General features: G+C 71.6%; 10 protein-coding genes and 1 pseudogene. 7 read left to right on the top strand and 4 right to left on the bottom strand.

Annotation, left to right across the window (positions count from 1 at the left end; all coding sequences use genetic code 11):
- Positions 1-136 precede the first annotated feature (136 nt).
- Positions 137-1,183, top strand: coding sequence for an alpha/beta hydrolase fold domain-containing protein (locus N6H00_RS17180; RefSeq protein ID WP_268972612.1), 1,047 nt, complete (start codon positions 137-139; stop codon positions 1,181-1,183).
- Between the two features lie 20 nt (positions 1,184-1,203).
- Positions 1,204-1,392: pseudogene (locus N6H00_RS17175) on the top strand (VapC toxin family PIN domain ribonuclease); the annotation flags it as partial.
- A 621-nt stretch (positions 1,393-2,013) separates the two neighbouring features.
- Here N6H00_RS17175 and N6H00_RS17170 read toward each other — a convergent pair.
- Positions 2,014-2,553, bottom strand: a complete 540-nt coding sequence (locus tag N6H00_RS17170) for a hypothetical protein (protein WP_268972611.1) — start codon at positions 2,551-2,553, stop codon at positions 2,014-2,016.
- Positions 2,554-2,686: 133 nt separating this feature from the next.
- Here N6H00_RS17170 and N6H00_RS17165 point away from each other — a divergent pair, with 133 nt between their 5' ends.
- A complete protein-coding gene (locus tag N6H00_RS17165) occupies positions 2,687-3,148 on the top strand; it encodes a MarR family winged helix-turn-helix transcriptional regulator (RefSeq protein WP_268972610.1) in 462 nt (153 codons plus the stop codon).
- Between the two features lie 333 nt (positions 3,149-3,481).
- Entirely contained in the window at positions 3,482-4,921 is a 1,440-nt protein-coding gene (locus N6H00_RS17160) for a CoA transferase (protein WP_268972609.1), read from the top strand.
- A 77-nt stretch (positions 4,922-4,998) separates the two neighbouring features.
- On the opposite strand, the gene N6H00_RS17155 is transcribed toward N6H00_RS17160, so the two are convergent.
- The 3 genes from N6H00_RS17155 to N6H00_RS17145 are packed head-to-tail and all read right to left on the bottom strand — an operon-like array spanning position 4,999 to position 8,584.
- Entirely contained in the window at positions 4,999-6,201 is a 1,203-nt protein-coding gene (locus N6H00_RS17155; protein ID WP_268972608.1) for an acyltransferase family protein, read from the bottom strand.
- A complete protein-coding gene (locus N6H00_RS17150) occupies positions 6,198-7,607 on the bottom strand; it encodes a polysialyltransferase family glycosyltransferase (protein WP_268972607.1) in 1,410 nt (469 codons plus the stop codon). Before N6H00_RS17150 ends, N6H00_RS17155 begins: the two co-directional genes overlap by 4 nt.
- Positions 7,607-8,584 carry a glycosyltransferase family 2 protein gene (locus N6H00_RS17145; RefSeq protein WP_268972606.1) on the bottom strand — a complete coding sequence of 326 codons (978 nt, stop codon included), beginning with the start codon at positions 8,582-8,584 and terminating at the stop codon, positions 7,607-7,609. The genes N6H00_RS17150 and N6H00_RS17145 overlap by 1 nt, the downstream gene beginning before the upstream one ends.
- A 223-nt stretch (positions 8,585-8,807) precedes the next feature.
- Between N6H00_RS17145 and N6H00_RS17140 the strand changes: the two genes are divergently transcribed.
- From N6H00_RS17140 to N6H00_RS17130, 3 genes are all read left to right on the top strand, one after another.
- Complete coding sequence (locus N6H00_RS17140) at positions 8,808-10,133, top strand: DUF6716 putative glycosyltransferase (protein ID WP_268977010.1); 1,326 nt, start codon at positions 8,808-8,810, stop codon at positions 10,131-10,133.
- Between the two features lie 89 nt (positions 10,134-10,222).
- Positions 10,223-11,422: an acylneuraminate cytidylyltransferase gene (locus tag N6H00_RS17135; RefSeq protein WP_268972605.1), complete on the top strand. Its 1,200-nt coding sequence runs from the start codon at positions 10,223-10,225 to the stop codon at positions 11,420-11,422.
- Positions 11,423-12,355 carry an N-acetylneuraminate synthase family protein gene (locus N6H00_RS17130; protein ID WP_268972604.1) on the top strand — a complete coding sequence of 311 codons (933 nt, stop codon included), beginning with the start codon at positions 11,423-11,425 and terminating at the stop codon, positions 12,353-12,355.
- The last annotated feature ends 9 nt before the right edge of the window (positions 12,356-12,364 follow it).

Raw genomic sequence — 12,364 nt, 5'->3', positions numbered from 1 at the left:
GCCACCCCGGGCCCCAGGGCCTGGTCGAGAAGTTCAACCCGCGCCGGGTCCTGCCCGGCTACTCCCTCCGACCGGTCGACGGCGGGATCTACGCCGGCAGCGGCCGGCCCGATCTGTTCTGACGAAAGGAAAGACGATGGCGGTCTCCGACTACGCACTCGACCCCGAGCTCGCCCCGATAGTCGAGGCGATGATCCAGGCGGCGAACGGGCCACTGCTCGACTTCTCCGACGTGCCCGCACTGCGCGCCCGACTGCGCGCCGCCGAAACGCCGGCTGATGCGCACTCCAATGCGCAGAATCTGGCCGACCCGCGCGTGAACGTTGAAACCGTGCAGATCGCGCGCGACGACGGGTCCCTCCTCGACATCGTGCTGTTCCGTCCGTCCGATCAGCCCGACCCGTCCGATACGTCTGGTCCATCCAATACATCCGGTCCGTCCGGTCGGCAAGCCGAGGACCGTCCGAAGCCCGCACTGCTCTGGTTCCACGCCGGCGGCCAAGTGCTCGGAAGCGCGCACGAAGACGCGCCCTACCACGCCTCGCTCGCCCTGGCACTCGACTGCGTGCTCGCCGCCGTCGACTACCGCCTCGCCCCCGAGACCGAGGCCCCCGGCGCCGCCGAGGACGGATATCTGGCGTACACCTACCTACGCGAGCACGCCACGCATCTCGGCATCGCGCCCGACCGCATCGGCCTCGCCGGCGCGAGCGGCGGCGGCGCCCCCGCGGCCGCGACCGCCCTGATGGCCCGCGACCGCCACTACCCGGCGCCGTGTCTGCTGGCCCTGAGCTACCCCATGCTCGACGACCGCAACGAGACCCAGTCGAGCCACGAGATCCTCGACCTCGGCATCGTCGACCGCGACCAGAACCTGCACGCCTGGTCCGCCGTCCTCGGCGACCGGGCCGGCGCGCCCGACCTGCACCCGTACTGCGCCCCGGCCCGCGCCACCGACCTCGCCGGCCTGCCCCCCACCTTCGTCGCCGCCGCCCAGTTCGACGTCTTCCGCGACGAGAACGTCGACTTCGCCCGGAAGCTGATCGCCGCAGGCGTGCCAGTCGACCTGCACGTCTACGCCGGCGCCTTCCACGCCTGGGACCGCTTCGCCCCCAAGGCAGCGCTGACCGCCTCCTTCGAGCAGACCTGGCACACCTTCCTGCGACGCCGATTGCACGGTTAGGCCCCTGCGTCGAAGACATGGCCCAGAGCCGCAGGCACGCATCGCTCAGACCCTCCGATCCCGATCTCACCGACGTGGTGAACGTCGCCCTGGCAGCCGACTACGACACCGACGCGATCCTCACCCTGGACCGCCGGGACTTCCGTGCTGTACGTCCCCTCGGCCATCACAAGGCGTTTCATGTCCTGCCTGACGATCTGCCCCTCTGAAGCCCCACCGCACTCCGGAAGACCTCGAAGGCCAGTTCGCTCCGTGTGGATGGTGCGGCGGTCCGATGCGTCAGCTTCCGACAGGGCGGCGCCGCGTCTACTGTCGTCCGTCGTGCAGGACCCGCGCCTGGGGAGAGCGTCGAGGGCGTGCTCGACTCGAGGGCGTGGCAGTGCAAACCCGGCTGTATGAGCTCGGGGTGGATACTGCACGCATGTGGGACGTAACGCGCGTGCTGCTGCGGCCGGTCCCAGTTCTGTAGATCATGGCAGCGCGCACCATGGCGACAACGGGCCGCGGGAATCCTGAACGGTCACATGAGCGGTGGCCTCGCCTGGCCGGCGGCGACGGCCGGCAGGGACGACCTGCCGACATCGGGGAAGAGGCGGGCACGGGGAGATTGCCTGGTCCTCGTGGGACGTGGGGGTCGGGTGCGCGGCGGGCGGCTGGCCACGCCGCTGCGGGCATCGAGGTCCTCGGCATCTTCGCAACACGCGGTTGGGTCGGCAATGCTGAGTCGCTGAGCTCGGTGATGTCGCGCAGTGCGGGGCATTCGGCCGAATTCCATCTGCGACTGTTCCTGCTCCTGCCCCTGCCGCGAAGGCGGTCACCCCATGGGACGCTCAGCGTGCGAGCCGGCGTGCGATGCCCAGGGCGCCGAAGTCGATGGTGGCGCCCGCGAGGCGGGCGCGGATGAGGACGCCGACGGTGCGGACGGTGATCATCGCCAGGACCATGAGGACGAACGCGGTGCCGTAGGTGGCGGCCGGGACGTGATGCTGCATGGAAAACGAGGCCAGGGCGTGGGTGAACCAGTGGGTGGAGCCGTAGGCGAAGCCCATGCGTAGTGCCATCGCGGCCGTCCACAGTGCGGCGTAGGGCCAGCCCGCGACGGTGACCAGGCGGGAGTCGGCCGGGTCGCGGCGGACCTCGATCAGGGCGATCGAGGCGAGACCGAAGAGCAGGCCGAGCACGAGTCCGGACGTCTCGATCAGATGGGCCGTGTTTCCGGACGGTATGTCCTTGACGTACTTGAAGCCGACACCCGCGACGATCGCGACGGGCAGCAGCAGCCGCCTGGCGTCCGGGCGCTGGGTGCCGAGTTGCGTGGCGAGGATCGCGATGAACACGCCGGTGTAGAGCAGGTAGTCGCTGAGGCTCATGGTGTCTTCTCTCGTGGAGTCCGGGCTTGCCGCCCATCTACATCTCTCAAGATGCTTTGGAAAGATGGATCTGTCAAGATGTATCTGCTCAGATGGATACTGGGAGATGTATTTTGGAGAGATGGAGATGGAGATGAGTGAGCTGTACCAACTCGGCCGCCGCCTGGCGGAGATCGCCCTCGAAGGCATGGGCGCCCACGCACTCAACCTCGCCCCCGGCGAGTTCCTGGTCCTCCAGGACCTCTTCCTGCACCCTCGCAGCGCCGTAGGCGACATCGCCAAGCGCACCGGCCTCGCTCAAAGCCGCGTCTCCACCAGCGTGCGGTCCCTGGCCGGCCGAAACTGGGTGACCACCGCCGCCGACCCCGCCGACGGCCGTAAAACCCTGGTCGACCTCACCGAGGCCATCCGCACCGCCAGCGAACAGCGCCGCGCCGCACACGCCGACAATGCCCTGACCACCGCCCTGGCCGCGGTGGACGACAAGGAGCGAGACACCCTCCTCTCCGCACTCGCCCGCCTCCATCAACTCCTCGTCGTAGACCATCCACCGCGCCGGTTCCCTGACACGGCCACACCCCCGACCGGCCGCTGAACTGGCCGGCCCGGCGCAGACAGCACCAGGCAACCGCCCGCCGCTGCCACTACCGGAGAAGAACCAGCGCAGGCAACGAGTTCTGACGGGAGCACTAGTTGTGGCGCCGGGTGTCTTGGCAGGCCGGAGCGGCCGTGGCACCCTACCGGCGGCCAAGCGTCGGACAACGTTGTCCAACGCTCTCGGGCACGAGGCCCTCGGCCTCTGCCACCGGGCAGGCGCCGCGTAAGCCCGCCGCCCTCTCGCACCGGCCCCGCCCCCTCCGTCCCCGACCAGGAGGAGGGGGCGGGGCCCTCGCCGCCGCGTCAGTGCGCCGCGGCGCACAATGAGCGGATGACGAGGAGCGACACGAGCGACGCACCACCGGACGCCGCCACCACCCACGCCTGGACCGCCCTCGGCGGTGATCCGGCGCTGCTGGAGAGGGTGGCGTACCGCCCGGTGAGTGGGGCACTGCCCGCCCGGCTGCCCGTGGCGGAGCTGGCCCGCGCCACCGTGGGCGTGTGCTCGCTGGCCGCCGCCGAACTGGGCGCGCGGCGCTCCGGTGGGGCGGTTCCGGCGGTATGGGTCGACGAGGGCGCCGTCGCGACGGCGTTCGTCAGCGAACGGCATCTGCGCATCGACGGCCGCAAGCCCACCAACTTCGCCCCGCTGTCCGGTTTCTGGCGCGCGGCCGACGGCTGGGTGCGCACCCACGCCAACTACCCGCACCACCGAGCCCGGCTGCTCACCGCCCTCGGCCTGCCCGCCGACAGTGGGCCGGACGATCTCGCGGCGGCGCTCGCGGCCCGCCCTGCCCGCGCGGTCCAGGAGACCGTCTACGCGGCGGGCGGACTGGCCGTTGCCGTGGCGCGGCCCGGTGAGAGCGCGATCCCGCTGGCCGGGCTGCCGTTGATCGAGTCCCGGCGGATCGGCGAGGGCGCCGCGCGCCCGCTCCGGGAGGCGCCACTGCCCACGAGCGGGCCCAGGAGCGGGCCCGCGAGCGGGGTGCGGGTCCTCGACCTGACGCGGGTCATCGCCGGACCAGTGGCCACCCGCACCCTGGCCCTGCTGGGCGCGGACGTCCTGCGCGTGGACTCCCCACGGCTGCCCGAGGACCCCGACGCCCACGCCGACACCGGTTTCGGCAAGCGTTCCACCGCCGTCGACCTCGCCGCGCCCGAGGGCCGTCGTACCGTCGACGCGCTGCTCGCCGACGCCGATGTGGTGGTCACCGGCTACCGCCCGGGTGCGCTGGACCGCTTCGGCCTCGCCCCGGACGCCGTGCTGGAGCGCCACCCCAGACTGATCGTCGCCCAGCTGTGCGCCTGGGGCTGGTCCGGACCGTGGGCCGGGCGGCGCGGTTTCGACAGCCTGGTCCAGGCGGCGACCGGGATCGCCGCGATCGAGGCGGACACCGACGCCGGTACCGACGGCCGGCCCGGCGCGCTGCCCGCCCAGGCGCTCGACCACGGCACCGGCTATCTGCTGGCGGCGGCGGTGCTGCGAGCGCTGACCGAGCGCCAGGAGACCGGCGGCGGGCGCCATCTGCGGCTCTCCCTCGCGGGCACCGCGTCCTGGCTCATGCGGGGCATCGCCCCCGCCCCCCTGGGGCGCCGCGCGGACGGCCCCGCCCACGACCCGGCGCCCTGGCTGGCCGAGACCGCCTCCGACCTCGGAAAGCTGCGCTACGCCCGCTCCCCGATCGGCCTCCCGACCGGTTCCCCGGACGGTCCGCCGGACTGGGCCCGCCCGCCCGGCCGCCTGGGCGCCGACGAGCCGCGCTGGCTCTGAGTCCGGAGCCACGCGTCCGGCGCGGGGCCCGGACCGGGCTCCCGCGCCGCGCGGGAGCCCGTGGCCGAGCGGACCCCTTACAGCCGGACCGTGGTCAGCGAGCGCTTGATCACCGGGGTGAGCCGCTGTTCGACGAAGCGGTAGAGCACCCAGGCCAGGGCCAGCATCAGCAGCACGGTCAGGGCGAACGTCCCGTAGGACGGGATGCCCAGCTTGCGGTGGAGCACTCCCACGACCACCCAGCCCAGATGCTCGTGGACCAGGTAGAACGGGTAGGTCAGCGCGCCCGCCAGGGTCAGCCAGCGCCAGTTCGCCCAGTTGAGTTTGCCGAGCGCGATCAGCGTGACCGCCACGTAGCCGAAGGCGACGATGGCGATGATGGCGGTGGCCGAGCGGTAGGAGAAGGCGTTGACGTTCGCCGGGTGCCACAGTTCGCCGATCGCGTAGTGCTGGCCGATCAGGAAGCTGATCCCGACGATGCCCCAGGCCAGGGCGTCGTGGCCGAAGCGGTGGAGCAGGTAGATGCCCATGCCGCCGATGAAGTACGAGGCGTACTCGGGCATCAGGACGACGTCCAGCAGCGGCAGGTTCGCCGCCTCGGCGAACGCCGCGCCCAGGGTCCAGACGGCGCAGAACAGCACCACCCGGTGCCGGCTGGCGCCCGGGAGGACCACGAACAGCGCGAAGAGGGCGTAGAAGCGCAGCTCCGCCCACAGGGTCCAGCACACGCCCAGCACCCGGTGCGCGCCGAGCGGCTGCTGGAGCATGGTCAGGTTGACCAGCGCGTCGCTGGGCGAGACCGCCTCGTAGGCGACCCAGGGGAGCGCGAAGACGGCGGTGACCAGGATGATCGCGACCCAGTAGGCGGGGTAGAGGCGGGAGACGCGTGAGGCGAAGAAGGAGCGCAGCGGCCGTCCCCATCCGCTCATGCAGATGACGAAGCCGCTGATGACGAAGAAGATCTGGACGCCGAGGCAGCCGTAGGCGAAGTAGCCGGAGAGGGTGGGGAACTGCTCGCGGGGCGAGGTGCCCCAGGCCTGGCTGATCTCGCCGCTGCGGCCGCCGTAGTGGTACGCGGCCACCATGAGCGCGGCGAGCAGGCGCAGCCCGTCCAGCGCCCGCAGCCGCACCGGGTGGCCGCCGCCGCGTGCGGCCGCCTTGGCGGTCTGCTCGGCGGATCTCTCCAGGGCGTCGTCGGGGGCGCGCGGCGGCGCCGGCGCGGGAGCCGTCGCCGCCGCGGACGGTATCGGCCCCGCGTCGGGGGCGGGCGGGGCGCTCATCCGGTCACCGTCCGCTTCAGCGCGGCCCGCTTCAGGGCGCGGGCCCGGCGGGCCACCCGGCGCACCGTCTCATTGCGCGGGATGAACGCGAGTTGGGAGGGGACCGCGCCGGGCAGGGCGAGCGCGGTCAGCCGGCGCTTCTTGAAGTAGCGCCAGGTGTGGGCGTCCAGATGGGTGGCCAGATAGCGCTCGGCGGCGGGCCGCAGATCGGGGTAGATCTTCGCCTGCATGCAGAAGCCGACCGCGGTGACCAGTCCGCCGAGCCGCTTGCCCGCCCGCTCGTCGACCGGCTGGGCGGCGGTCACCGCCTTGTGGTCCTCGAGGTCGGGCAGCAGCGCGTCCACGATCGTCACCGGCATGCGGTTGCTGTTCTGGTACGGGGTGAGCCGCTCCAGCAGCACCTCGGTGCCGATCCGGGCCACCGGCAGGCCGTAGAAGACGTCGGCGGTGAGCAGCGCGGTGGAGAAGCAGCCGATGACCAGGGCCGGGCGCATCCGCTGGTACAGCACCTCGGCGAGGACCGGGGTGTCCATGACGGTCAGTTCCGCGCCCAGCTCCGCGGCCTTCTTCTCCAGCATCCGCGACCAGCGGGCCGGGGCGGTGGGGTGCGGTTTGAAGACGACGGTGCGGTGGCCCAGTGCCACGGCGCCGCGCAACATCCGCACATGCAGCTCTTCCTCCTCCTGCGGGGTGAGGATGTCCAGCGCGGACAGGTACTGACCGAGCATCAGCGCCGGGCCGCCGCCGCCGGCGATCCGCTCACTGGCGGAGGCGACACCGCGCGGGGCGGCGTCCGCGACCTCGGTGAGCACCTTGGTGAACACCTCGGTCGGCAGCACCTCCGGTGCCACGCCGAACTCGGTCAGCAGCAGTGGCCGCAGCCCCGGCACCAGGTCCAGGTGGAGCAGCCGGCGGATGCGGGTGCCGATCAGCGGGTCCAGCTTGTTACGGGTCGGGCCGTAGCTCATCAGCCCGTCCGCGTAGACGTCGATGGGCGCGCCCTGGAAGACGTTGGCCACCGCCATCGCCGGGTTGACCTGGATGGACTCCAGGACCAGCTCGATCTCGTCGTCGCCGAGGTTCCACAGCAGCCGCAGATGGCGCTCCCACAGCGGGGTGTCGTCCATGCGCGGGGCCCAGCCGCCGGGGTGGAACGGCGAGATGGTCTCGTTCCAGGACAGCACCCGGTCGAAGCGGGTGCGCAGCCGCTCGAAGCCGGGCATCTCGTCGACCGCCGGGGTGGTCTCCGGTGTCGCGGCGTTGTTGCTGATCAGCAGCAGCCGGCGGTCGGCCGGGCCGACGCTGCCCGCGTCGATGGCGGCCGCGAGGGTCGCCGCCCCGTAGAGGGTCGAGGCGAGGAAGATCTGGGTGCGCTTGCGCTCCGCCAGGGGCGTGTAGGCGGACATCAGGCCGCCACCTCCGCCCCGGCGGGCCGGCGCTTGACTCGCCGCAGCCGTGCGGCGCGCTCGTAGTCCATGGAATCCAGTGCGTCCTTCAATACGTCCTGGGGCATGCGTTTCATCGCCGCCGCCGACATGGAACGGAGTTTGCGGGCCACTTGTGGTTCGAATCTTTCGATGTTGCCCAGGTGGTGGGAAATGATCGCGCAATACGTGCGGACGGCCTTCGGCAGCAGGGCGTCCGCGTCGCGGTCCCGTGCGGTTTCCTCGATGACCTGGTCGAATGCGCGAATGAAGTCAAGCTGGCGGACATCGCCGATCTGGGTGAGCGAGGAGGCGACCCCGCGCCGGTAGAACACTCCGTGCAGGCCGAGTACGGCGAAGCTGCGCGCCTCGCGGTGCAGCCGCCAGATCCAGGGCCGGTCCTCGGCGGTCCGCAGCCCGTCGGTGAAGTGCAGCAGTCCGTCGTCCAGCAGCCGGCGGTGGTACATGCCCGCCCACGCGAAGGCGTAGTCCACGGAGGTGGAGCGGTCGGCCGGCAGGATCGCGTCCCGCGGGTTCATGACCACATCGCGCCGGCCGTGCGGCACCCGGTGGATCTGGCGGGCGCGGGCGGTGCACTGGACGTGGTCGACGCGGACGAAGTCGCACCCCAGGTCCTCGATGGCCGCGAGCAGCCGCTCGTAGTACCCGGCCGCCAGCCAGTCGTCGCCGTCGAGGAAGGTGATGTACTCCCCGGTGGCCTTGTCCAGGCCGGTGTTCCGGGCGGTGGCCAGCCCGCCGTTCTTCTCGTGCCGTACGTAGACGGCCCCCGGAAGATCGCGTTCGGCCCGCTCCAGGATCTCCGGCGTCCCGTCGGTGGCGCAGTCGTCGACGAGAATGAATTCGAAGTCCGCACGCGCGTTCGCGCGCAGACTTCTGAGCGTGTCGGGGGCGTATGTCTGCACGTTGTAGAACGGCACGATGACGGAGAGCTTAACCACGCGGGTGACGCTAGGTCTCCGGTCGGCATTCGTCTTGACCACGGGTGTACGTAAAGGTGAACGAAGGACGTCGGAACGGTTAACCCGCCACGCCGGTCAGCCGATTCTCCAACCGTCGATGTTCTGTTAACCCTTTGTTGCGCCTGAGTTGGGCCGTGAATCGACAACGCTTCCTAGCGTCTGCGACGTGTCCTCACGTACCCATCCCCCCGTGCGAGTAGCCGTGCTCGCCGACTCCGACACCCGGTGGAAATGGGGCGCGCTCACCGCGCATCGCCTCGTACCGGACGCGTCGGGTGCCGCCTCGGGCCGTCGCCTGGACGGCTTCCTGCTGCGCGGCCGCGCCACGCCGACCGCCCGGCAGCTCACCGAGGTCGGAGTGCGCGCCGACGCGCTGCGCGAGGTCACGGGCGTCGAATTCGTCCGGGCGATGGACCGTGAGCGCTACGACGTGATCGTGCTCTCCCTGGTCGGCGGCGCCGTCCAGGCGATGCTGCACGGACTGCGGCACGCCTGGCAGGGCGCCGCCCGCCGCCCCGTGGTCGTCACCGGCTACGTCGGCGTCGTCTACGAGAAGCTGGCCGACGGTCTGCTGCTGCGCCACGGCGCCGATGTGGTGCTGGCCAACTCCCGCCATGACGCCGACCGTTTCCGCGATGTCTACAGGGGCGTCGGCGCCGACGCGGACAGTGTCGTCGAATGCGCGCTGCCCTTCCTCGGCGGCGCCCGCTACGACGAGAAGGCGCGGCAGGGGCGGAAGTACACCGGCGGCACGGTCGTCTTCGCCGTCCAGCCGTCCGTCCCGGACAACCGCGCCGACCGCACCTATCTGCTGCGCCGGGCCGTGGACCACGCCCGCCGCCACCCGGACCGCGAGGTCGTGGTCAAGCTGCGCAGCAAGCCCGGTGAGCACACCACGCACATCGAAGAGCTTCCCTACCAGAAGCTGATCGCCAAGTTCGGCGACGACCTGCCCGCCAACTTCCGGCTCGCCTACGGGAACATGGGCGAGGTCCTGGACACCGCGGACCTGCTGGTCACCGTCAGCTCCACGGCCGCCCTGGAGTCGCTGCACCGCTCCATACCGACCGCCGTCCTCACCGACCTCGGGGTCCGGGAGGCGCTCGGCAACCACCACTTCCTCGGCTCCGGCTGCCTGGCCTCCTGGGACCAGCTGGACGCCGGACATCTGCCCGAGCCGAACGCCGAGTGGCTCAGCCGCCAGGGCGTCGCCGCCGACGGGCCGTACGAGACCTGGTTCGACGCCGCACGGGAGCGGGTCGCCGAACTGGCCGCCGCGGAAACCCTCCCGCCGCTCGCCCCCTTCTACACCCCGGTCACCGCGCCCGGCTATCTGCCCGGCCGGCTCGCCCGGTACGGCTTCGCACCGGACGGCTCGCCCCGCCCCGGGGCAGGCGCCGAGGACCAGGCGCAGGTCGGGGCGTTGCGGCGGGTGGTGCGCAACACGATGCGGGAAGCGGCCCGCGGCGCCTACCGCCACGGCGTGCAGCGCGTGGCTCCGGTCATCCGGCGGATGGGGGAGCTGTGAGCGACGCGAACCCACCGGCGGCCGTGAGCGCGAACGAAGGAGAGGCCGTGCGCGCCTCGATCACCTCTGCAACCCCCGAAGGAGCCGCCATGCCCGCCTCGAGCCCATGCGTGCTCGCCGTGATCCCCGCCCGTGGCGGGTCGAAGGGCGTCCCCGCCAAGAACCTCGCCCCGGTCGGAGGCGTACCGCTGGTCGCCCGCGCCGTCACCGAGTGCCGGGCCGGCAGACTGGTGACGGACGTGGTGGTCTCCACCGACGACGCCGGCATAGCCGCCGCGGCGCGCGCCGCGGGCGCCGTGGTCGTGCAGCGGCCCACCGCCATCGCGGGCGACACCGCCACCAGCGAGGCCGCGGTGATCCACGCCATGGACGCGTACGAGGCGTCGCACGGCACCACCGTGGACGTGGTGCTCCTGGTGCAGTGCACCAGCCCGTTCATCATCCGCGAGGACATCGACGGGGTGGCCGCGGCGGTCGCCGAGAAGGGCGCCGACACCGCCCTGACCGTGGCCCCCTTCCACGGCTTCGTCTGGCGCGAGGGCGAGAACCCGCAGGAAGACGGCGGCGACGGGGTCAACCACGACAAGGCGTACCGCCCGCGCCGCCAGGACCGCCCCCAGGACTTCCTGGAGACCGGCGCCGCCTACGCGATGGACGCCCGCGGCTTCCGCGCGGCCGGGCACCGCTTCTTCGGCCGCACCGAGCTGGTGCGCACTGACCCCGCCCGGGTGCTGGAGATCGACGATCCGCACGATCTGGCCCGCGCCCGCGCGCTCGCCCCGCTGCTCGACGCCGAGCGGCCGGGCGCCCTCCCCACCCGCGACGACATCGACGCGGTGGTACTGGACTTCGACGGCACCCAGACCGACGACAGGGTGCTGATCGACTCCGAAGGACGCGAACTCGTGGCCGTGCACCGCGGCGACGGGCTCGGGATCGCCGCCCTGCGCCGCGCTGAGCTGGCGCTGCTGATCCTGTCCACGGAAAAGAACCCGGTCGTCGCCGCACGGGCCCGCAAACTCCAGGTCCCCGTGCTCCACGGCATCGACCGAAAAGATCTCGCACTGAAGCAGTGGTGCGAGGAGCAGGGCATCGCGCCGGAGCGCGTGCTCTACGTCGGCAACGACGTCAACGACCTCCCGTGCTTCGGCCTCGTCGGCTGGCCCGTGGCGGTCGCAGGTGCGCACGACGTCGTGCGCGGCGCCGCACGTGCGGTCACCTCCACCCCCGGAGGGGACGGCGCGATCCGCGAGATCGCCTCGTGGATTCTCGGAAAGGAACTGTCTTAAGTGAGCTCCAACTCTCGCCTCCGCACCCTCGGTGACAAGATCGCCGGACCCGGCCACCCGGTCTACGTCACCGGTGAGATCGGCATCAACCACAACGGCGACCTGGAGAACGCGTTCAAGCTGATCGACGTCGCCGCCGAGGCCGGCTGTGACGCGGTCAAGTTCCAGAAGCGAACCCCGGAGATCTGCACCCCCCGCGACCAGTGGGACATCGAGCGTGACACCCCCTGGGGCCGGATGACCTACATCGACTACCGCCACCGGGTGGAGTTCGGCGAGGACGAGTACCGCGCCATCTCCGAGCACTGCCAGAAGCGCGGTATCGACTGGTTCGCCTCCCCGTGGGACACCGAGGCCGTCGCCTTCCTGGAGAAGTTCGACGTCCCGGCCCACAAGGTGGCCTCCGCCTCGCTGACCGACGACGAGCTGCTGCGCGCCCTGCGCGCCACCGGCCGCACGATCATCCTGTCGACGGGCATGTCCACCCCCAAGCAGATCCGCCACGCGGTGGAGGTGCTGGGCAGCGAGAACATCCTGCTGTGCCACGCCACGTCCACCTACCCGGCCAAGGCCGAGGAGCTCAACCTCCGCGTGATCAACACGCTGCAGGCCGAGTACCCGAACGTGCCGATCGGCTACTCCGGCCACGAGACCGGTCTCCAGACCACCCTGGCCGCCGTCGCGCTCGGCGCCACCTTCGTGGAGCGCCACATCACCCTGGACCGCGCCATGTGGGGCTCGGACCAGGCCGCCTCCGTCGAGCCGCAGGGTCTGACGCGGCTGGTGCGGGACATCCGCACCATCGAGGAGTCGCTCGGTGACGGCGTGAAGAAGGTCTACGAGAGCGAGCTCGGCCCGATGAAGAAGCTGCGCCGGGTCGCCGGCGTGGTCGCCGAGTCCGAGGCCGCCGACCGCGAGCCGGTCGCGGTCTGAGGCACTCTG

It is taken from the genome of Streptomyces sp. S465 (assembly GCF_026898115.1).
Classification (GTDB): domain Bacteria; phylum Actinomycetota; class Actinomycetes; order Streptomycetales; family Streptomycetaceae; genus Streptomyces; species Streptomyces luomodiensis.
The sequence above is the reverse complement of the archived record's forward strand: the minus strand, read 5'-3'. Positions and strand labels throughout refer to the sequence as shown.

Excerpts from the sequence above, each read along its gene's own strand:
- N6H00_RS17180 (WP_268972612.1), top strand. The coding sequence starts at position 137 with ATGGCGGTCTCCGACTACGCACTCGACCCCGAGCTCGCCCCGATAGTC.
- N6H00_RS17170 (WP_268972611.1), bottom strand. The coding sequence starts at position 2,553 with ATGAGCCTCAGCGACTACCTGCTCTACACCGGCGTGTTCATCGCGATC.
- N6H00_RS17165 (WP_268972610.1), top strand. The coding sequence starts at position 2,687 with ATGAGTGAGCTGTACCAACTCGGCCGCCGCCTGGCGGAGATCGCCCTC.
- N6H00_RS17160 (WP_268972609.1), top strand. The coding sequence starts at position 3,482 with ATGACGAGGAGCGACACGAGCGACGCACCACCGGACGCCGCCACCACC.
- N6H00_RS17155 (WP_268972608.1), bottom strand. The coding sequence starts at position 6,201 with ATGAGCGCCCCGCCCGCCCCCGACGCGGGGCCGATACCGTCCGCGGCG.
- N6H00_RS17150 (WP_268972607.1), bottom strand. The coding sequence starts at position 7,607 with ATGTCCGCCTACACGCCCCTGGCGGAGCGCAAGCGCACCCAGATCTTC.
- N6H00_RS17135 (WP_268972605.1), top strand. The coding sequence starts at position 10,223 with ATGCCCGCCTCGAGCCCATGCGTGCTCGCCGTGATCCCCGCCCGTGGC.